24 protein-coding genes are annotated in these 20,037 nt (G+C 45.8%); 9 read left to right on the top strand and 15 right to left on the bottom strand.

Annotation, left to right across the window (positions count from 1 at the left end):
- Positions 1-19: 19 nt before the first annotated feature.
- From nusB to glyA, 7 genes are all read right to left on the bottom strand, one after another.
- Positions 20-433, bottom strand: coding sequence for a transcription antitermination factor NusB (gene nusB, locus RHEIN_RS07085; RefSeq protein ID WP_008898294.1), 414 nt, complete (start codon positions 431-433; stop codon positions 20-22).
- A gap of 9 nt (positions 434-442) precedes the next feature.
- Positions 443-907, bottom strand: coding sequence for a 6,7-dimethyl-8-ribityllumazine synthase (ribH, locus tag RHEIN_RS07080; protein ID WP_008898293.1), 465 nt, complete (start codon positions 905-907; stop codon positions 443-445).
- A 252-nt stretch (positions 908-1,159) separates the two neighbouring features.
- Positions 1,160-2,269, bottom strand: coding sequence for a bifunctional 3,4-dihydroxy-2-butanone-4-phosphate synthase/GTP cyclohydrolase II (gene ribBA, locus RHEIN_RS07075; protein WP_008898292.1), 1,110 nt, complete (start codon positions 2,267-2,269; stop codon positions 1,160-1,162).
- Between the two features lie 30 nt (positions 2,270-2,299).
- Positions 2,300-2,950 (bottom strand): riboflavin synthase, encoded by a 651-nt coding sequence (locus RHEIN_RS07070; protein ID WP_008898291.1) that lies wholly within the window; start codon positions 2,948-2,950, stop codon positions 2,300-2,302.
- A complete protein-coding gene (ribD, locus tag RHEIN_RS07065) occupies positions 2,935-4,059 on the bottom strand; it encodes a bifunctional diaminohydroxyphosphoribosylaminopyrimidine deaminase/5-amino-6-(5-phosphoribosylamino)uracil reductase RibD (protein ID WP_008898290.1) in 1,125 nt (374 codons plus the stop codon). Before ribD ends, RHEIN_RS07070 begins: the two co-directional genes overlap by 16 nt.
- Complete coding sequence (gene nrdR / locus RHEIN_RS07060; RefSeq protein ID WP_008898289.1) at positions 4,060-4,512, bottom strand: transcriptional regulator NrdR; 453 nt, start codon at positions 4,510-4,512, stop codon at positions 4,060-4,062.
- Positions 4,513-4,587: 75 nt separating this feature from the next.
- The gene (gene glyA, locus RHEIN_RS07055; protein WP_008898288.1) at positions 4,588-5,841 is read right to left on the bottom strand and encodes a serine hydroxymethyltransferase; all 1,254 of its coding nucleotides are present in this window, start codon (positions 5,839-5,841) and stop codon (positions 4,588-4,590) included.
- Positions 5,842-6,075: 234 nt separating this feature from the next.
- On the opposite strand from glyA, the gene dinB reads away from it, so the two are divergent.
- Positions 6,076-7,128 carry a DNA polymerase IV gene (gene dinB, locus RHEIN_RS07050; RefSeq protein WP_008898287.1) on the top strand — a complete coding sequence of 351 codons (1,053 nt, stop codon included), beginning with the start codon at positions 6,076-6,078 and terminating at the stop codon, positions 7,126-7,128.
- A gap of 116 nt (positions 7,129-7,244) precedes the next feature.
- Here the strand turns inward: dinB and RHEIN_RS07045 are convergent, their stop codons facing one another.
- Positions 7,245-7,457 (bottom strand): cold-shock protein, encoded by a 213-nt coding sequence (locus RHEIN_RS07045; RefSeq protein ID WP_008898286.1) that lies wholly within the window; start codon positions 7,455-7,457, stop codon positions 7,245-7,247.
- 289 nt (positions 7,458-7,746) lie between these two features.
- Entirely contained in the window at positions 7,747-9,063 is a 1,317-nt protein-coding gene (locus RHEIN_RS07040) for a DEAD/DEAH box helicase (RefSeq protein ID WP_008898285.1), read from the bottom strand.
- 138 nt (positions 9,064-9,201) lie between these two features.
- Between RHEIN_RS07040 and RHEIN_RS07035 the strand changes: the two genes are divergently transcribed.
- Genes RHEIN_RS07035 through RHEIN_RS07015 form a run of 5 tightly spaced genes read left to right on the top strand, consistent with a single transcriptional unit; the run spans position 9,202 to position 12,008 of the window.
- The gene (locus tag RHEIN_RS07035) at positions 9,202-9,744 is read left to right on the top strand and encodes a DUF2058 domain-containing protein (RefSeq protein ID WP_008898284.1); all 543 of its coding nucleotides are present in this window, start codon (positions 9,202-9,204) and stop codon (positions 9,742-9,744) included.
- Positions 9,738-10,166 carry an alternative ribosome rescue aminoacyl-tRNA hydrolase ArfB gene (arfB, locus tag RHEIN_RS07030; RefSeq protein WP_008898283.1) on the top strand — a complete coding sequence of 143 codons (429 nt, stop codon included), beginning with the start codon at positions 9,738-9,740 and terminating at the stop codon, positions 10,164-10,166. Before RHEIN_RS07035 ends, arfB begins: the two co-directional genes overlap by 7 nt.
- Before the next feature lie 30 nt (positions 10,167-10,196).
- A complete protein-coding gene (locus RHEIN_RS07025; protein WP_008898282.1) occupies positions 10,197-11,054 on the top strand; it encodes a TraB/GumN family protein in 858 nt (285 codons plus the stop codon).
- Complete coding sequence (locus RHEIN_RS07020) at positions 11,051-11,569, top strand: GNAT family N-acetyltransferase (protein ID WP_008898281.1); 519 nt, start codon at positions 11,051-11,053, stop codon at positions 11,567-11,569. Before RHEIN_RS07025 ends, RHEIN_RS07020 begins: the two co-directional genes overlap by 4 nt.
- The gene (locus RHEIN_RS07015; RefSeq protein ID WP_008898280.1) at positions 11,553-12,008 is read left to right on the top strand and encodes a YaiI/YqxD family protein; all 456 of its coding nucleotides are present in this window, start codon (positions 11,553-11,555) and stop codon (positions 12,006-12,008) included. The genes RHEIN_RS07020 and RHEIN_RS07015 overlap by 17 nt, the downstream gene beginning before the upstream one ends.
- Here RHEIN_RS07015 and RHEIN_RS07010 read toward each other — a convergent pair.
- Positions 12,005-12,745, bottom strand: a complete 741-nt coding sequence (locus tag RHEIN_RS07010; RefSeq protein WP_008898279.1) for a class I SAM-dependent methyltransferase — start codon at positions 12,743-12,745, stop codon at positions 12,005-12,007. The genes RHEIN_RS07015 and RHEIN_RS07010 overlap by 4 nt on opposite strands.
- 45 nt (positions 12,746-12,790) lie before the next feature.
- Here RHEIN_RS07010 and gloB point away from each other — a divergent pair, with 45 nt between their 5' ends.
- The 3 genes from gloB to RHEIN_RS06995 all read left to right on the top strand — a co-directional run bounded on the left by gloB (position 12,791) and on the right by RHEIN_RS06995 (position 15,721).
- Positions 12,791-13,546, top strand: a complete 756-nt coding sequence (gene gloB / locus RHEIN_RS07005; protein WP_008898278.1) for a hydroxyacylglutathione hydrolase — start codon at positions 12,791-12,793, stop codon at positions 13,544-13,546.
- Positions 13,547-13,613: 67 nt separating this feature from the next.
- Positions 13,614-15,197, top strand: coding sequence for a lytic transglycosylase (locus RHEIN_RS07000; RefSeq protein ID WP_008898277.1), 1,584 nt, complete (start codon positions 13,614-13,616; stop codon positions 15,195-15,197).
- Positions 15,198-15,232: 35 nt separating this feature from the next.
- Positions 15,233-15,721: a hypothetical protein gene (locus tag RHEIN_RS06995; protein WP_008898276.1), complete on the top strand. Its 489-nt coding sequence runs from the start codon at positions 15,233-15,235 to the stop codon at positions 15,719-15,721.
- Positions 15,722-15,725: 4 nt separating this feature from the next.
- Here RHEIN_RS06995 and RHEIN_RS06990 read toward each other — a convergent pair whose 3' ends face one another.
- The 5 genes from RHEIN_RS06990 to hppD form a co-directional block, all read right to left on the bottom strand.
- Positions 15,726-15,941, bottom strand: coding sequence for a hypothetical protein (locus RHEIN_RS06990; RefSeq protein ID WP_008898275.1), 216 nt, complete (start codon positions 15,939-15,941; stop codon positions 15,726-15,728).
- Between the two features lie 63 nt (positions 15,942-16,004).
- Entirely contained in the window at positions 16,005-16,643 is a 639-nt protein-coding gene (gene maiA / locus RHEIN_RS06985; RefSeq protein ID WP_008898274.1) for a maleylacetoacetate isomerase, read from the bottom strand.
- Between the two features lie 84 nt (positions 16,644-16,727).
- Complete coding sequence (locus tag RHEIN_RS06980) at positions 16,728-17,744, bottom strand: fumarylacetoacetate hydrolase family protein (protein WP_008898273.1); 1,017 nt, start codon at positions 17,742-17,744, stop codon at positions 16,728-16,730.
- 9 nt (positions 17,745-17,753) lie between these two features.
- Positions 17,754-18,896 carry a homogentisate 1,2-dioxygenase gene (locus RHEIN_RS06975; protein ID WP_008898272.1) on the bottom strand — a complete coding sequence of 381 codons (1,143 nt, stop codon included), beginning with the start codon at positions 18,894-18,896 and terminating at the stop codon, positions 17,754-17,756.
- 2 nt (positions 18,897-18,898) lie between these two features.
- Complete coding sequence (hppD, locus tag RHEIN_RS06970; protein ID WP_008898271.1) at positions 18,899-19,963, bottom strand: 4-hydroxyphenylpyruvate dioxygenase; 1,065 nt, start codon at positions 19,961-19,963, stop codon at positions 18,899-18,901.
- Positions 19,964-20,037: the final 74 nt, after the last annotated feature.

Here is a 20,037-nt window from a genome sequence, read left to right as displayed (position 1 = left end):
TACGCCGGCTCTCCATTTTTTATTCGGTTCGCAGGCGTTTAACGGCTTTATCAAGTATGCCGTTGACAAACTTGTGGCTGTCATCGGCCGCGAAGGCTTTTGCCAGTTCGATGGCCTCGTTGATCACCACCTTGTAAGGCACATCCAGACGGTATTTCAGCTCGTAAGCTGAGACACGTAATATGGCTTTTTCGACCAGGTCAATTTCTTCAAAAGGACGGTCTAAAAACGGCTTTACGGCTTCATCCAATACCGGATGATTTACGGCCACACCACGCAAAATATCCTGGAAATAGCCCACGTCCAGATGTTTGGTGTTTTGTTCCAGCAATAACTGCTGTTCAATATCACCAATAGGGTTCTTGCTGACCTGCCAGCTATAAACTCCCTGAACGGCCAAAGAACGGGCCAAACGACGTGCATTAGGTTTCATCAACAAATCCTACAACTGAGAGAGAACGTTAACCATTTCCAGCGAGGACATCGCTGCTTCTGCGCCTTTATTGCCCATTTTGGTACCAGCACGCTCAACAGCCTGCTCGATACTGTCAACAGTCAATACGCCAAAAGCAACAGGAATACTGTGCTGCATCATCACCTGAGCCAGACCCTTGGTGCATTCGCCAGCTACATATTCAAAATGAGGTGTACCACCACGGATCACAGCACCTAAGGCGATGATCGCGTCGTATTTACCACTGGCCGCTACTTTTTGTACCGCTAATGGCATTTCAAAAGCGCCTGGAATGCGAACCACAGTGATATCCTGATCAGCGATGTCACCTACACGCTTTAAGGTATCTACAGCACCGTCTAATAAACTTTCGACAATAAAGCTGTTGAATCTGGCCACAACGATGGCAAACTTTTTACCTTTAGCGGTTAAACCGGCTTCAATCACCTGCATTGGAGGTCCTTATTGCAATTGAGCTGCAAAAAAATGGTTTTAAAAACCAGAATTCAAAAAAACGGGCGCCATGATAACACAAGATAGCCATTTCACGGCTAGTAAATCTTTATCGCCTTCGTACTTGAAGCTGCAGCGTTGTTGACCGCGCTGCTCGCCCCAGTCACATAGGTAACTATGCTCCCGGGATCTCGTGCACTTGTCGCCTAGCTGCAACATCAATTACTTTGGCTATACATGGCATTTATATGTTTACTCAGAAACGTAATCTACTACTTCCAGGCCAAAACCTGAAAGTGCGTGGTATTTTTTCGGCGCGCTTAACAGGCGCATTTTTTTCACGCCTAAACTGGCCAGAATTTGTGAACCCACCCCAACATTACGTGAAGTGCCTTTCCAAAGTTCAGTTTTGGCTTTTTCACCTTTATCTTCGGCTTCAAAGTTTTGCACCATCTGAACCAGCTCTTCGCTGCTTTCGTTTTTGCCTAAAAGCACCAGCACGCCACCTTCGTCGGCAATACGCTTCATTGCACAGTGCAAAGAGAAGCTGCGATTAGCGCCACGGTCGGATAACAATAAATCGCTGAAGGTATTGTGCAGATGCACCCGCACTAAAGTCGGCTGCTCTGCTTCGATCTCGCCTTTGACCAAGGCAAAATGAATTTGATTGTCGATAGTGTCACGGAAAGTGACCAGATTAAATTCGCCAAATTCAGTAGGTAACTGACAACTCGCCACTTGCTCTATCGTGGTTTCATGCAGGTTACGGTATTCGATTAAATCGGCAATGGTGCCAATTTTAATGCCGTGTTTTTTACCAAAAATTTCTAAATCCGGACGACGCGCCATGGTACCGTCTTCATTTAAAATTTCAACAATCACTGCAGCTGGCTCTAAACCCGCCATCCGCGCTAAGTCACAACCCGCTTCGGTGTGACCAGCGCGCACCAAGACACCGCCGTCTTGTGCCATCAAAGGAAAAATATGCCCCGGATACACAATATCTGTCGGCTTAGCATCACGGGCTACGGCGGCTTTGACAGTGCGAGCGCGATCGGCCGCTGAAATACCTGTAGTGACACCTTCAGCAGCTTCAATGGATAAGGTAAAAGCAGTAGAAAATGGCGATAAGTTTTTATCCACCATCAGAGGCAATTTTAATTGTTCACAGCGTTTTTTCGTCAGCGTTAAACAAATTAAACCACGGCCATGAGTGGCCATAAAGTTGACAGCATCAGGCGTGACGTATTCAGCCGCCATCACTAAATCGCCTTCGTTTTCGCGGTCTTCGTCATCCATCAGAATAACCATTTTGCCCTGACGAATATCTTCAATAATTTCTGCTGGTGTATTCAGTTGCATACTTTACCTCAGGCCCCGGGCCTTACTGCGTTATAAAAAACCACGTTGTTGCAATAAATCCATAGTCACGCCTTTACTGCCCGCCCCTTCGCGGCCTTGCAGCAAACGTTCTAAATAACGCGCTATTAAATCCACTTCCAGATGCACCTGACTGCCCGCTTTGAAGCTCATCAAGGTGGTTTCCCGTGCCGTATGAGGCACTATGGTTAAACGAAAAGCGGTAGAACTTAATTCATTGACAGTCAGGCTGATGCCATCCACCGTAATAGAACCTTTTTCAGCGATGTAATGTGCTAAGTCTTTTGGCATTTTGATCCAGACTTGCCAGGCTTCACCAAATTTCTCAATTTTTTCAACGCTGCTGATGCCATCGACATGACCGCTAACCAAATGTCCGCCTAAGCGACCTGTTGCCAGCAAGGCTTTTTCCAGATTCAGTAACTGACCAGCTTTGTACTGACCAAACAAAGTGCGTTTGACGGTTTCACCAGACACATCGGCATCAAAACTTTGACCATTGAGTGCCGTGACAGTCAGACAGACGCCATTACTGGCAATACTGTCGCCGAGTTTGACATCAGAAAAATCCAGACTGTCGGATTCAATAGTCAGCTTTAAATCCACGCCTGACGCTTTAATAGCGCTCACCCGACCAGTCGCTTCGATTATTCCGGTAAACATGGTTCTAACCTTGCTGTTAATTTTAAATCAGGCCCCAGTGTCTCGACTGAAGTCCATACAAAATATTGTGCCTCTGACAGCTCACTGTAGTTTGGTAACTGCAACATGGCTTTGGCTTTATCACCTAAAAGCACAGGCGCCTGATAGATAATCAATTCATCCACCAACCCTGCCTGCCACAAAGAACCTGCAAGCACAGCACCGGCTTCGACCCACAGGTCATTGATATTTTCTGCGGCTAATACAGGCATTAATTTATTTAAACTCAGTCCTGACTCATCCGCATCAAGCGCAATAAAACGCACATGCGGATGCTCAAATGCAGGTTTGAATTGCTTGTCATGCACCAGCACTATGGGGCCATTTTGTGAAAACAAAAGCTCCTGACCTGTTAATTTAAGGCTGCGGTCTAAAATAATCCGAACTGGCTGACGCACGGAGCCATCGTCCAAAGAGGGTATAGCAAGACCTTCAGAGCGCACTGTTAAACGAGCATTGTCAGCAAGCACAGTGGTAGCAGTCGATAAAACAGCATGAGACTGGGCACGCATCATCTGCACGTCAGAACGGGACTCTGCTGAGCTTATCCACTGACTTTTGCCGTTCGATAGCGCAATACGACCATCGAGACTGGTGGCAAGTTTAAGCCGGATATAAGGCTTTTGCCGCTCCATTCGGCTTAAAAAACCTGGATTTAAAGCACGGGCTTTCTCTTCTAAAAGACCCACCTGCACTTCTATGCCTGCGTCTTTTAGAATTTGAATGCCCTTGCCAGCGACTAAAGGATTGGGGTCAAGCATAGCCACTATCACTTTTTTCACACCAGCGTTTACCAGAGCCAAAGCACAAGGACCAGTGCGGCCGTAATGGCTGCAGGGTTCTAAAGTGACATAGCAAGTAGCACCTGAAGCAAGATGCTCTGACTGACGCAAGGCAAACACCTCTGCATGAGGTCCGCCGGCCTGACGATGATAACCTTCCCCTACTATCTCGCCATCCCGGACTATCACGGAGCCAACATTAGGATTAGGTGCTGTGGTAAAACGGCCTTTAGAGGCGAGCTCTATAGCGCGCGCCATATAGTGCTGATCGAGTTCAGTAAAACTCACTTAATTATCTCCAAGCCGGGCAATTTCTTCGCCAAACTCGCGGATATCTTTAAAGGAGCGGTAGACTGATGCAAAACGCACGTAAGCCACTTTATCCAGTTTCACCAGTTCATCCATAATCAGAGTGCCCAGTAATTGGCTTGGTACTTCACGCTCGCCTGTGGCACGTAATAAGCTTTCTACTTTGCTGATCAAAGATTCAATTTGTTCTGTGGGTACAGGACGTTTTTCCAGTGAACGCATTACGCCACTGCGTAACTTGGCCTCGTTAAAAGGCTCGCGGGAACCGTCCCGTTTCACAATACGGGGCATCACCAGTTCGGCAGCTTCAAAAGTAGTGAAACGTTCGTGGCAAGCACCACATTCACGTCTTCTTTTTACTTGAGACCCCTCAGCCACTAAGCGGGAGTCTATAACTTTGGTATCGTCGGCACGACAAAAAGGACAAAACACGGAATTTCTCCGAAAAAAATGGCCGCATCAGGCGGCCATCATAACACTCTATCTTTGTTCAGTCATAGCTGGCAATCAGGCATAAACCGGCAGACGGCCACAGACTTCAGACACCTGTGCACGAACTTTGTCGATCACACCAGCATCACCGCGGCTGTCCAGCACGTCACAAATCAGGCTCGCGACTAAACGGGCTTCTGCTTCTTTAAAACCACGACGGGTAATAGCAGGAGTACCTATACGTAAACCACTGGTCACAAATGGAGAGCGTGGATCATTTGGCACTGAGTTTTTATTCACAGTGATATGAGCCAGACCTAACCATGCATCTGCTTCTTTACCCGTGATGTTTTTGTCGATTAAATCCATCAGGAATAAATGGTTTTGTGTGCCACCAGATACAATTTTGTAGCCACGTTTGATCATTTCATCACACATAGCCACAGCGTTTTTCAACACTTGTTGCTGATAGACTTTAAATTCTGGTTGCAGCGCTTCTTTAAATGCAACAGCTTTTGCTGCGATGACATGCATCAAAGGACCACCCTGACCACCAGGGAAAACAGCAGAGTTCAGTTTCTTTTCGATCTCTTCGTTTTTACGGGCCAGAATTAAACCGCCACGAGGGCCAGCTAAAGTTTTGTGCGTGGTAGTGGTTACAACATCGGCCACAGCCACTGGGTTTGGATACAAACCAGCTGCAACTAAACCAGCGACGTGTGCCATATCTACCATCAGGTAAGCGCCCACTTTGTCGGCGATTTCACGGAATTTCTGCCAGTCGATAATGCCTGAATAGGCTGAGAAGCCCGCAATGATCAATTTTGGCTTGTGTTCCAGTGCTAAAGCTTCAGCCTGGGCGTAGTCAATCACACCTGTTTCTGGATGCAGGCCATATTGCACAGCTTTGTACAACTTACCTGAAGAACTAACAGATGCACCGTGCGTTAAGTGACCACCGTGAGCCAGACTCATACCTAAAATAGTATCGCCTGCATTTAATAAAGCTAAAAACACCGCTGAGTTGGCCTGAGAGCCAGAGTGCGGCTGCACGTTTGCGTAATCTGCACCAAATAGTTCTTTGGCACGGGCGATAGCTAAATCTTCAGCCACGTCCACGTACTCACAACCACCGTAATAACGTTTATGCGGATAACCTTCAGCGTATTTGTTGGTTAACTGAGAACCCTGAGCCTGCAATACACGTGGGCTGGCATAGTTTTCAGAAGCGATCAGCTCGATGTGATCTTCCTGACGTTGGGTTTCGTTGGTAATGGATTGCCATAATTCCGGATCAAAATCGGCAATGTTCATTTCGCGCTTTAACATGCTTGCTCCCAGTGGGCCAAAAGGGCCAGACTATTTACAAAAAACTGCGCAGCATTCTACATGGAATCTACTAAAGATGCAGCTATTAAATAGCCATCTAAACATCCAAAATTAAATATCTAAGCAGTGGTCGGTTGAGTCAGATGATTAACTGTAATTATAAACAGTGTCCGGCTTTACAAAATGCAAAAACTGGTCAATTATACAACTGTATAAACCAACAGTGCTTTATAAATGAAAAAAATCATTCATATCGACATGGACTGTTTTTTCGCTGCGGTAGAAATGCGGGACAGACCAGACTGGCGTACTATTCCGCTGGCCATAGGCGGTAGTCGCACCGAACGAGGCGTGATCAGCACCTGCAATTACCCTGCCCGAGTTTATGGTGTGCGTTCTGCTATGCCTACAGGACAAGCCTTAAAGCTCTGCCCTCACCTGCTGCTGTTGCCCGGCAATATGGAAAAATACAAAGAAGCCAGTTTGCAAATTCAGGCCATTTTTCATCGGTATACCGACAAGGTAGAGCCACTGTCTTTAGATGAAGCTTATCTGGATGTCAGTGACAGCGCTTTGTTTTCAGGCAGCGCTACCCTTATAGCGGAAGAAATTCGCCGGGTCATTTTTGCTGAAACTGGTTTAACAGCTTCAGCTGGTGTAGCGCCGAATAAGTTTCTCGCCAAAATTGCCAGTGACGAAAACAAGCCTGATGGTTTATTTGTGTTACCGCCTGACAAAATCAGCGATTTCGTCAAATTCCTGCCTTTACATAAAATCCCGGGAGTAGGCAAAAAAACCGCTGAACGACTGGCCACTTTAGGCTTATACAAATGTGTCGATATTCAAAACGCACCTTTGCATATGCTGGTCAAACACTTCGGAAGTTTTGCAGAAACCTTGATAGAGCGTAGTTTTGGCCGCGACAGCCGTGATGTACAAAACGATTACCCACGAAAATCTGTCGCTGTTGAGCATACTTATACGGAAGACTTACCGGATCTGGACGCCGGTCGGCAAAGTTTATCCGAGTTGCTACCAAAACTTCGGCGCCGTATTGAACGCTGTGAAGCTAGTGCTCATATTCAGAAAATTGGCATTAAACTCAAATTTGCTGATTTTCAGCAAACCACAGTAGAGAAACAACAACCGGAATTGGATATGGCCAGTTTAAAGCAATTGCTGGAACAAGCCTGGAACAGGGGTCATGGCAAAAAAGTACGGTTGGTGGGGATTCATGTTGGATTAAAAGCGCAGGAAGCTCAGGCTCAGTTGTCGTTAGAGCTCTGACTACCACTCAACAACAAATTAAAATTATTCAATAAAAACAATTAGTTAAAATTCAATCCTCTGAATTTCAGATATAAAAAAAGCCAACTTAAAGTTGGCTCTTTTTCAGAAAACTATTAACCGGTAACAGTTACGTTCTCAGCCTGAGGACCTTTTTGGCCTTCAGTAACTTCGAAAGTTACGCGTTGACCTTCAACTAAAGTTCTGCGGCCTGTGCCATTGATAGCGCGGAAATGTACGAATACGTCTTTGCCGCCTTCACGCTCGATGAAACCAAAACCTTTATCTTCGTTGAACCACTTAACGGTACCGGAAATTAATTGTGACATAACATTCTCTTACTTTAACTAAATTTGCCAATTGTTTGGCGACTTAAATATTACCGGCCGTATTCGAGCTAGTACATATTACGACCCCATTATCAGTGAACCTGACAAAGTGGTCAATAGCTATTACTAATCCAACAGAAAAATAGTTTTTCTGGTTTTGGCCGTTCCAGTTACTCTAAATAATTCTTCAGCCAAAACAATTGCTTGCAATAAAAACTGTCGAACAAATCTACAAAGTAACGACTTGAGTGTAGCACTATTTTTCGAATAAAAAACATACTACTGTAAATTATTTGATCTTTTTCTTCACTGGTGTCATGCCATCATCGCCTGCCTGATAAAAATTAGGTTTAGGCGCGACCTTGATTGCCGATGTGGTATCCGTTGCTTTTAGTTTATTTTTTCTCACCACTGGCTTGGTTTTTTTCACTGCTTTTACCGGTGCATGTATATCCACACCTTTAAATTTGGCAGGTAAAGATTCCACACTTTGCATAGGTAAAGGACGGCGCAAGAAACTTTCAATGGCACAAAAAGCGACCCAGTCTTTTGGGCCGACCAGGGAGATAGCTATACCTTTGGCACCAGCCCTGCCAGTCCGACCTATACGGTGTACATACTCTTCAGCATGTTTAGGCAAATCAAAGTTAACCACATGACTGACCTGCAACAAATCCAGGCCACGTGACGCGACATCTGTGGTGACCAGCACCTGATGTTTATTGGCAGAAAAGCCCTGCATTACCGCATTACGCTGGCCTTGGGTTAACTTGCCACTTAAACCTACAGCCGGATAACCTAAAGAGTCACATATTTTGGCCAGACGATCGGTATCTTCACGAGTTGCGGTAAAAATAATGAGCTGGCTTATTTGTTCCTGCTTTAACAAATAAGCCAATAAGGCCTCTTTGTGGGACAAATGATCGGCAAAATAACAGCGCTGTTCTATATCTTCATGCTGTTGATAAGACGCGCCCACTGAAACTCGGTGTGGCGATTTTAATAACGACATCGCCAGTTCATTGACTTCGGCGTGATCTAAAGTCGCAGAAAACATCAGGGTTTGGCGCAAGCGGTGATCAGCGGCTTTATTGATTTCATTGAGCTGTGGCATAAAGCCTAAATCCAGCATCCGGTCTGCTTCATCTAAAATCAGCATTTCCAAACCCTGAATAAAAAAGGTTTTATGCTGCAGGTGATCAATAAAACGCCCTGGTGTGGCCACTATTATAGTTGGCTGACGCTTCAGGATTTTTTCCTGCTCGTTAAAGTTTTCACCACCAACAATCAAAGCGCTGGTTAACGGCGTATTCGCGACAAACAAACGTAATTTGGCATACACCTGATGCGCCAGTTCACGGGTTGGCACCAGAATTAAAGCCCGGGCATCTTGTTTGGATAAAGGTCTGCTGCGTAATAAGCGCTGCATCATCGGCAGCAAATACGCCAAAGTTTTTCCTGAACCGGTTTGCGAAGAAACCATTAAGTCTTTGCCAGTCATAGCGGCAGGCACAGCTTCCTGCTGAATTGGCGTTGGTTGCGCAAAGCCAAGGTGCTGGATAGAACGGACTAAACGAGGGTCTAACGCAAGATCGTGAAATAACAAGATAAGGTCCCGGACAAATTCAATAAAAGTGCCTTATCATAACGCATTTTTGGCATAGGCAGTTAGTCTGGCCTTCTGCTCTTTGCAGCGTGGCCGGAACATGAAACAATAGCCTCATCAGATCGACAGGACTTTTTTATGAGTAAATCACTGCAGGAACAATTACTCAAAGCCGGTTTAGGCAATGAGAAAAAATTAAAAGCTATTAAAAAAGAAAAACATAAAGAGCGGGTGCAGGCTGGAAAAAATGGCACAGTGGTCAATGAAGCTTCAGTGCTCGCCGAACAAGCCAGACAGCAGCAATTGCAACGCGATCAGGAATTAAACCGTCAGCGTAAAGCCGAACAGGATAAAAAAGCACTGGCAGCTCAGGTCAAACAACTGGTTGAGCTCAATACTATTACGCATAAAGGTGAAACCGCATTTAACTTTACCGATGGCAGCCTGGTAAAACGTTTGTACGTCAGCAACCGTATTCATGCAGAACTGACCAAAGGCCAGGCAGCAATAGCAAAACTTGCAGACCAGTATTATGTGATCCCGGTGAAAGTGGCGGAAAAAATCCAGCAACGTTTAGCTGAAACTATCGTAGTGCTGCATAACACAGGTCAAAGTGCCGAAGTGCAGGCTGAAGATGATCCGTATGCAGCCTATCAAATTCCGGACGATTTAATGTGGTAACTTTAGTTGAGATCAAAGCTGGCCTTGAGCTTAATCTGGATGAACTGGAATTCAGTTTTATCCGGGCTCAGGGCAGCGGCGGTCAGCATGTCAATAAGGTATCTACTGCGGTGCAACTGCGTTTTGATATAGAGCGCAGCAGTCTGCCGGATGAGTTTAAACAAAAGCTGTTGCAGTATCCGGATGACAGGATCAGTAAAAGTGGCGTCATAGTGATTAAAGCTCAGGCGCATCGAAGTCAGGATATGAACAAAGAAGATGCGGTGGCTAAATTGATGCAACTGCTGCAAAGTGCCAGTTTTGAAGCAAAAAAGCGGCGTGCAACTAAACCCACTTTTGGCGCTCGAATGGACAGGCTGAAGCAAAAAACTCAGCACAAAGAACGAAAAAAACTACGGGGCAAAGTAGGCTCTTTTGATTAGTCAGATGTTTTACACCAGAGGTTTTGTGCAGTGACCCGTATTTTTCTCTTCTTTACTCTACTGCTTAGCAGCACTGTAGTAGCCGATGGCGTCTGGAAAGTAAGCAAAGGCAAACAACTTTTTTATCTGGCCGGCTCTGTTCATATGCTAAGTGCCCGGGACTATCCTTTACCACCTGAATACCTGCTTGCACTGCAGCAGAGTGAGACTTTAGTGCTGGAAACAGATTTAGAGCAATTATCAAGTCCCTCGGGCATACAACAAATGATCGCTTTAAACTCTTATCCTTCAGGTGAAAACTTGCTGCAACACCTCTCTGCACCTTTAGCAAAACAACTGGCTGACTACTGCAGAGTGCATAAAATCCCACTGGAGCAGATCACCCGCTTTAAACCTGCGTTTGCCGCCATTATGCTGACCACAACGCAACTGCAAGCCCAGGGAGCCACAGCACCGGGAGTCGATGCCTTTTTGCAGGATGAAGCCAAAAAATCCGGTAAAAAAATAGCAGGCCTTGAAACTATGCAACAGCATCTGGACGTGATTACAGAGCTGAACAGCAGCGGCGCTGAAACGTTAATAAAAAGCACCATGGATGATTTAAAAGACAGCAGCGAAGACTTCGATGCAATGCGAAAAGCCTGGCGTAGCGGCGATTTGGCGCAGTTAGACCACTTATATCTGGACGATTTAAAAAACTACCCAGCTATTTATCAGACGCTTATTGTTAAAAGAAACAATGCATGGGTAAAACTGCTGGTCGCTGAACCTAAGGCTAAGCCGGTTTTTGTTGTGGTTGGTGCTTTGCATCTGGCCGGTGAGCAGGGTTTAATTCAGCAGCTCACTCAGCAGGGATACCAGATCACGCCGCTGAAGGACAAGTTATGAAGCATGCTCCTTACCAGTTAAGCCCAGTCACGCCTGAGCAATCCGCTTATTTGCATAACTGGTTTGAATCACAACAAAGTCTGGATCAGTGGGGTGGTGAAGGCTTTCAGTTCCCCATCAGAGCCTTACAATTTTTACAGCAACTGTATTTGCCGGGCACACAAAGTTACTGGCTGTATCAGCACAGACAACGTGTTGCCTTTGGTCAACTTTGCGATCGTTTTGACTGTAATCATCTTGCCCGTTTACTGGTGCATCCGGAGAGCAGAGGTCGGGGCCACAGCAAGACTCTGATCAAAGGTTTGATTGCGCAAGGTTTACAACAGCAGCCACAACGGGATTTTTCGTTATTTGTTTATCAGAACAACCAAATTGCGGTGCAGTGTTATCGCCAATTAGGTTTTGTTGAAGCCGAACAACCAGGTATTGCCGACCCGCTGCTGTTTTTTATGAAATTAAGCCACAAACAAGCCAGACAACTATTAAAGGAGCATCAGGATGCCAATCTGGGTTGATGCAGACTCCTGCCCCAAAGTATTAAAAGAAATTTTATTTAAAGCAGCAGAACGCCGACAGATCCCACTCTATCTGGTTGCGAATCACAGCTTTCAAATTCCGCGCAGTCCCTATATCAGAGCTGTGCAGGTTGAATCTGGTTTTGATGTAGCAGACCGTTATATCGAAGAACGTATAGCATCAGGTGATTTGCTGATCAGTAATGATATTCCACTAGCCGCAGCTGTTGTTGCTAAAGGAGCGCTTTGTATTACCAGCAAAGGCAGGTTACTGACGCCAGACAATATCAGCGACAGGCTCACCATGCGTAATTTGCAGGAAGAACTGCGCAACAGCGGTGTGCAACTTTCAGGGCCTGCCCCTTTAGGAGCGCAGGATAAACAACAATTTGCTAATCAATTGGATCAGTGGCTGCAAAAACAGCCAAAAACGCCTTAATCCTGATTGACCTCTTGCCGTGCGCTGATGCCTTTTACTGCGGTTTGAAAAGCGGGCGCTCTTTGCCATTTTGGCCGTATTGGAGTTAAAGGCAGTACTCTTTTACGTGCAACCAATACATAAGACGCTCCAAAATACCCCAGATAAGTTTCACACCATTTTTGCCAGCGGCTGTCAGGTTTATGCTGCCCAAGTAAACTGGACCAGAAAAAGCGTTGCTCGTACATCACTTCAAAACCTAATAAATGCAACCAGTCTTTCACGCGGGACGGCGTAAAAAAACGACCAGCCCAAGGTAATTGCTGTTTAACTCCGGGCCAGAGTTTCAGTAATCCGGCGCTACTTAATGGATTGTAACCACTTAATAATAAGTAGCCGTCAGGCATCAGCACTCGATGCGCTTCACGTACTATATGGTGAGGATCCGGGTAAAATTCCAGACAATGCGCCAGCAATACAGCGTCTATTGAGTGTTCCAGAAAAGGCAGAGCATCAGGGTCAGCCACGACAGAAGCTTGTTCCAGATGTTCGTTTAAACAAATTTGGTGCTTGATATTACAGGCGGATGTGTCTAAACCACTGCTTAAGCTACCCACTTTAAGCAAATGATAACCAAAAATTTTTGGCCACCATTGACTTAGCTGCTTTTCCAAAGCTTTAGCCATCAGTTCGCCCTGCGGCAATTGCTGCCACTGTCGGGGTACTGTTGTACTGTGGTAACTTAACGCAGGCTTCATCAGGTACACTTCACTTTATCAGAACATCAGCTATGGAAATTATGTATGCCAGACATCACTGCTCTAGCCGCTTTTAAGGATAACTACATTTGGTGCCTGCGCCAAGCAGAGTTGGCTTTGATTGTCGATCCGGGTGATGCCGCCGTAGTGCAGCGCCACCTGCAACAGCAGCAGTTGCAATTAGCAGTGATCCTGATCACTCACCATCATCCGGATCATACAGGGGGCATCAACGAACTAAAACAACGTTGGCCTGACGCTGTGGTTTATGCTCCGGCGTTAGAACAGCAAAAAATCCCTTATGCGGATATCTGGTTACAGGACAATGATCAGATTGAACTGTCCGATTTCGGTTTAACTTTTCAGGTGATGCAACTTCCTGGTCATACACTGGGTCATATAGCCTACTATTCAGCGCCCGTTCTGTTTTGCGGTGATACGTTGTTTAACGCTGGTTGTGGTCGTTTGTTTGAAGGGTCGGCAGCGCAGATGTGGCAAAGTTTGTCACGTATTCTGACTTTGCCGGATCAAACACTAGTGTACGCCACTCACGAATATACCTTAGCTAATCTGGAATTTGCCCGCTGGGCCGATCCGGACAATACAAAACTTGCAGACTATCAACACTGGTGTCAACAACAAAGGGAACAACAGCAAGCCACCTTGCCTACCCCCTTAGCTGTACAGCGGCAAATCAACCCTTTTTTAAAGGCTGGAGATGCGGCATTACAACACCGCTGGCAACAACACAATGCAGTGGACCTGTTCACCGCGTTACGATTCGCCAAAGATCGATTTTGATCGACAACCTTGCTTTTGAAGACTGAGCAGGTAACATAAAGCGGATTTTTGATTTTGGGAAAAGCGAATGCTGAAAAAATTATCTGTCGCTGTAGCGGCTGCACTGCTGGCCAGTTGTGCCGTTCCAACCTCACAGGATAAAACAGCAGGCTCTGCTGAGGATCAATACCAGACATCAGCCTCTGATGCTCCCATTCAGGACAAAGCGGCTACAGCGCAGCAAGTCGCCAACGCCTTATTGAGACATAATTCACCATTAGAACCTGATGCACAATTAGCTCAATACGATAATTTGTGGCAACGTATCGCTGCTCAAATGACGCTGGCTGTGCCAGACAACGATGATATTGAAAGCCAAAAGCGTTTTTTTATCCGTAATCAAAAGTTGTTAAAAACTGCTTCGGATAATGCAGAGCCCTTTTTGTACCATATAGTCACAGAACTTGAACGACGCAAAATGCCACTTGAACTGGCACTGCTACCTATAGTTGAAAGTACCTATAATCCTAAAGCGGGTTCATTTTCCGGAGTGCTGGGGATCTGGCAATTCACTCAAGGTACGGGCCGCAATTTTGGTTTAAAACAAAATGCCTGGTATGACGGTCGCCGTGATGTGATTGAGTCCAGCCGCGCTGCTATGGATTATTTGCAGTATCTGTACAGTAATGTTGATCAGGACTGGCTAAGTGCAGTGGCCGCTTTTAACGCAGGTGAAGGCCGGGTTTTTAAAGCTATTGAACGCAACAGATCCAAAGGAAAACCAACGGATTTCTGGTCATTAAATTTGCCAAAACAAAATACCAGCTATATACCCAAATTACTGGCGTTGGCAGAACTTTTAAAACACCCGGAAAAATACGCTATTCCTATGCCAGTGTTGGCTAATCAGCCACAAACCAAAGTGCTCCAAATCAACAGAGGTTTGGATTTAGTCAAAGCTGCAGATCTGTTAAACCTGAGAGTCGCGGAACTCAGACGCCTGAATCCGGGTTTTAAAACCACAACAGTACCCAGTGCCAGTTACCCATTGGTGGTACCTTTTAGCAGTGCTGATGATATAGAGCAGCAGATAGCCGCTTTACCCAAAGTAAAAGTAGCCCCTGTTGCTTCCACTGGCCGCTACAAAGTAAAATCCGGTGACAGCTTAAGTAAGATTGCTGCAGCGCATAAAACTTCGGTAAAAGCCCTGCAGCGCGCCAATAATTTGAGTTCTAGTCAGCTAAAGATTGGGCAGATGTTGACCATCCCAGGCTTAGTACAACCTGAAGAACCCGTTGTAGCCGCTCGTTCGACAAAAAAATCCAGTACAACGGTTTCAGGGGGGCAAACTTACACCGTTAAAAGTGGTGATAGCTTATGGGAGATAGGTAAAAAGCTAAATGTCAGTACTGAGCAACTGAGCAACTGGAATAAATTAGGCACCAAAGCTCAATTGAAACCAGGCCAAAAGCTGACCTACTACAGTGAGTCAAAGCCACAAACTACAGCTGCGGCAAAAAGCATGACCTATAAAGTCAGGCCTGGTGACTCCTTAGCCAGCATAGCTCTGCGTTTTAAGGTAAAAGTTGCTGATATCGTGAAATGGAATAATATTAAAACAAATAAGTACTTACAGCCTGGTCAAGAACTCACTTTGTATTTGACAAGCTAACTGACTGAAGTCTCACATGGAGTTTGAGGTGTTGTATGGTTAAAACGAGCCTGATGTTGCTCTTTTTGCTATGGGTTCCCGCCACATGGGCCTATTTTACTGTACCTGGACAAGGCCAGCTGACCTTGCTGGACGGAACAAAACAAAGCCTGCAGTTTGGTTTTTCCTTTAAACAGCAAAATGGTACTGAAGTATTTCAGGCTGGTATTCAGGTGGTTGAAGTTGCTGAGTTGCCATCCAAATATACCTTAGCCTTGGTTTTGCATCAGGACGAACAAATCTGGGTTACAGATTGGATCAACAAACCTTTACAAGGATTTGACTGGTCAGTGGGAAAACACAGTTTTAAACTCAGTAAAAACACCGATCCTAAATACCAGGATAAAGCCCGTGGTGGTTATGTACTGATGTTTGATAATACGCCGTACTTCTTTCACAAAAATATGGCGCAAATCAAATTTCACTTTAATAAAGACGGGGTCAGTGAAGTTCGCATTGAAGGTATGTTTACACCGGGACGCTAGGTCACTATGGCCGCCTGTCCTGCTCTTCTTTTTGCAATTGCAGTCTCGGGATCAGGCCCCACAATAAACAAAGCGTAGGCGCCATCCAGTGAAACCACCAGTGCCATTCCATGGTACGGCCCTGAGTCAATAAGTAAAAACTAACCAGCACCTGAGTCAACAATCCTAAAGCGCCGATGTAAAACAGCACTGCATTAACAGGTTTTTTTGGCAGTTTCATTTCGCTTTACTCTGTGACTATTTCTATAAAGCCAGATTAACAAAAACACTAAGCTGAGGCGACTTAAACAGCATCAGCCTGTTGCTCCGGAGCTGCTTTTTGAAAGGCCTCCAACGTATTACAGCGCTGATAAATAGCGTTGATTAAAGGATACTCCGTCATATCCAGTTGAAAGCGTATAGCGTTATACACCTGAGGCACTAAACACAGATCGGCCAAAGTCACAGTATCGCCGAAACAGTAAAGCCCTGCCCTTGCCTGTAAACGTTTTTCAAGCGCGTCAAAACCCACTGCCAACCAGTGTTTAATCCACTGCATTTTTTGTGTTTCGGATAACGCCAGAGGCCCAGTCAGGTACTGCAGTACCCGCAAGTTATTCAAAGGGTGAATGTCACAGGCTATATCTAGCGCAAAAGCCATTACAGCCGCTTTCTGTTCTGGTTCTTTCGGATACAGAGGGGCGTGCGGGTAACAGTCTTCCAGATACTGCATAATGGCCAGCGACTGATTCAGACTCAGCTCACCATCTTCCAGGGTAGGCACCAGTTGTGCCGGATTCAACAGCTGATAGCCCGCACTATGCTGCTCACCACCATTATTAATCAGATGTACAGGACAATGCTCCGCCTGCAAACCTTTTAGATTCAGCGCAATACGCACTCTGTAGGCGGCGCTGGAGCGCCAGTAACCATGTAATTTCATTTTATGATTTACCCTGTAAAGCAGATACAAAAAAGCCAGTCGTCCCCTGACGGAGAAATCGACCGGCTTAGTTCATCACGTCAATTAAACGCCGTATTTCACTACTTTTTGCTCAATAGCACCAAATACCGACTGGCCTTTAGCATCCAGCATTTCCAGACGGATGCTATCACCAAACTTCATAAATGAGGTTTTAGGCGCACCATCACGAATGGTTTCAATCATACGAATTTCAGCGATACAGCTGTAGCCTAAACCACCTTCATCAATAGAAGTACCGTAATCCGTGCCTTGTTTATTCGACACTGTACCTGAACCTATCACGGCACCAGCACCTAAATTGCGTGTTTTCGCTGCATGAGCTACCAGTTGACCAAAATCAAAGGTCATATCAACACCAGCGTTTGGTTTACCAAACAGCTTGCCGTTTAAATGCGATACCAGAGGCAGATGCAGTTTGGCATCTAACCAGTCGCCGCCTAACTCATCAGGAGTCACAGCTACAGGGCTAAAGGCCGAAGCAGGTTTTGATTGAAAGAAACCAAAGCCCTTCGCTAGTTCGTTTGGAATTAAACCGCGCAGAGACACATCGTTCACCAACATCACCAAACGGATTTTATGACGGGCTTCTTCAGCACTGATGGCCATGGGCACGTCATCAGTGATCACTGCCACTTCGCCTTCAAAATCGATGCCGTAGTCTTCGCTGACCACTTCAATCTGATCGCGTGGACCAATGAAATCATCTGAACCGCCCTGATACATCAGAGGATCAGTCCAGAAGCTTGGCGGCATTTCTGAATTGCGGGCACGACGTACCAGCTCCACATGATTGACATAAGCACTGCCGTCAGCCCATTGATAAGCTCGTGGTAACGGCGATTCACACTGCGCCTGGTCAAAGCTCTGTTCACCCTGCACAGAAGCCGAATTCAGCGCCTGATAGACTTCAGAAAGTTGTGGTTCGGCCACAGACCAGTGATCCAGCGCCTGTTGCATAGTGCCGGCAATAGCAGGTACAGCGATGCAACGGGATAAGTCCCGGCTAACCACTACTAACTGACCATCACGCTGACCATTTTTTAAACTTGCTAACTTCATTTTTGATCCTTACAGAGTGGCCGGTTTGATTTTCCAGCTATTCACATAGTCCGGGTTTTCAGTGGCTAAAGCCGCATCACCTACAAAAAGTGCATCGCGGGTATCCAGCATTACAGCCACTTCATCGGTAAATTTCTTTTTGTACTCACGACCGGCCTGAAAAGCTTTAGGATGAGGGCCGTGGGTAAAACCTGCAGGGTGAAATGTAACCATGCCACGTTCAATATTATCGCGGCTGAAGAAATCGCCTGCATGGTAAAACAGCACTTCGTCGTAATCGTCGTTGTTGTGATAAAACGGCACTTTTAACGCACCAGGATCACTTTCAATAGGACGAGGGACAAAAGTACAAACCACAAAACGCTGCGCGACAAAAGTCGTGTGCGCTGAGGGTGGTAAGTGGTATCTGTGGCTCATTAAAGGCCGGATATCACGCCAGTTAATCCGCATCACTGTTAAATCGCCATGCCAGCCAATCGCATCAAGTGGATTGTATGGATAAGTAATGACCGACACCTGATCGTGACGTTTTACCTGCACCCGACTTTGCTGTTCGCTGTACTGCGCTTTGAAAGCATCATCAATTTTTGGTGTGTCGATCATCGCCGCATCAAAAATAGCATGATTACCAACTAAACCTTTTTCTGGTAACTGGTATGAATCGTTGGTCGCTTCAATCAGCAACAAAAACAGCGGCTCTGTGACCTCCAAACGCCACATGGTGGAACGTGGGATCACCACATAATCACCATCCTTTAAGGTTAAATGGCCATAGTCGCAATACAGTTCAGCAGCACCTTCATGCACAAACAACAGCTCGTCACCGTCAGCATTACGCACCAGATAATCCATCGACTCTGTTAAACGCCAGGTACGCATTTTACAGTGAGCATTGTGCAGCAACGTGGGCACCTGCCAGGGTGAAACGTTTTGATTACCTGCAATGTCATTAAAGTTATATAAACGTGGTTTTAACGGCCCTTCCCAGTCACTCCAGCCTGTTGGGGCATGGGTGTGATGGAAATGGGTGGCTGGACCAAAAAAGCCACTACGGCCGGTTTCACGTTCATAAATGGCTCTGTCTGGAAAATCAGCATGAGCCTGACGGGAAATTTCGCCTTCTTTTACCGGAAAAGACGCCCACTTACGCATAGTTACAGTACTCCGCGACGGATTTGATCTTCTTCAATGGATTCAAACAAAGCTTTGAAATTGCCTTCGCCAAAACCTTCGTTGCCTTTACGCTGAATAATTTCAAAGAATACAGGGCCAATCACTGTTTTGGTAAAGATCTGCAATAAAATACCGTCTTTCATTGGCGCACCATCAATCAGTACACGCAGCTCTTTTAACTGTTCCAGATCTTCAGTGTGGCCTTCAACACGGGCGTTTACACGTTCGTAATAGGTATCTGGCGTTGGCATAAAATCCATGCCACGCTGACGCAGTGTCCGTACTGTTTCATAGATATTCTCTGTGGTCATGGCGATATGCTGAATACCTTCACCTTTGTATTCACGGATAAACTCTTCAATCTGAGATTTATCATCAGACGACTCGTTGATTGGAATACGGATTTTGCCACAAGGCGCAGTCATGGCTTTAGACACCAGACCTGTCAGCTTGCCTTCAATATCAAAATAACGGATTTCGCGGAAGTTACCTATACGCTCATAAAAACCAGCCCATAGCGCCATATTGCCACGACGTACATTGTGAGTCAGGTGGTCAACTACCTCTAAACCCACCTGGTTTTTCGCCATTTCAGCTTGCCAGTTATCGTAGAATTTAAAATCAACGTCATACACAGAATTCTGACCATAACGGTCAACAAAATACAACAGGCTGCTGCCAATGCCATACACTGCCGGGATATTCAGCTCCATAGGGCCAACCTGATTCTGGTAGGCCTTAGCACCGTTAGCCACAGCGTGCTGTAAGGCTTCGGCTGCATCTTTCACCCGGAATGCCATAGCACAGACGCTTGGGCCATGTTCAGCTGCAAACTGTTCAGCCTGAGAATTTGGCTGACCGTTCACAATAAAATTCACATCACCTTGTTTGTATAACCAGGCTTCTTTAGAGCGGTGTTTAGCAACTTCAGTAAAACCTAAAGAACTAAAGAGTTGCTTCAAATCCTCAATACCCTGCTCTGTGGCCGCAGTGTACTCAACAAATTCAAAACCATCGGTACCCAAAGGGTTAATAGGGTCAAACATCAGTATCTCCAGAAAAAAATCAGGCTAATTTGTGCTTATCTTGCGCTTGCCCAAAAAAAATGGAAGAGAGACTC

It is taken from the genome of Rheinheimera sp. A13L (assembly GCF_000217935.1).
Classification (GTDB): domain Bacteria; phylum Pseudomonadota; class Gammaproteobacteria; order Enterobacterales; family Alteromonadaceae; genus Pararheinheimera.
The sequence above is the reverse complement of the archived record's forward strand: the minus strand, read 5'-3'. Positions and strand labels throughout refer to the sequence as shown.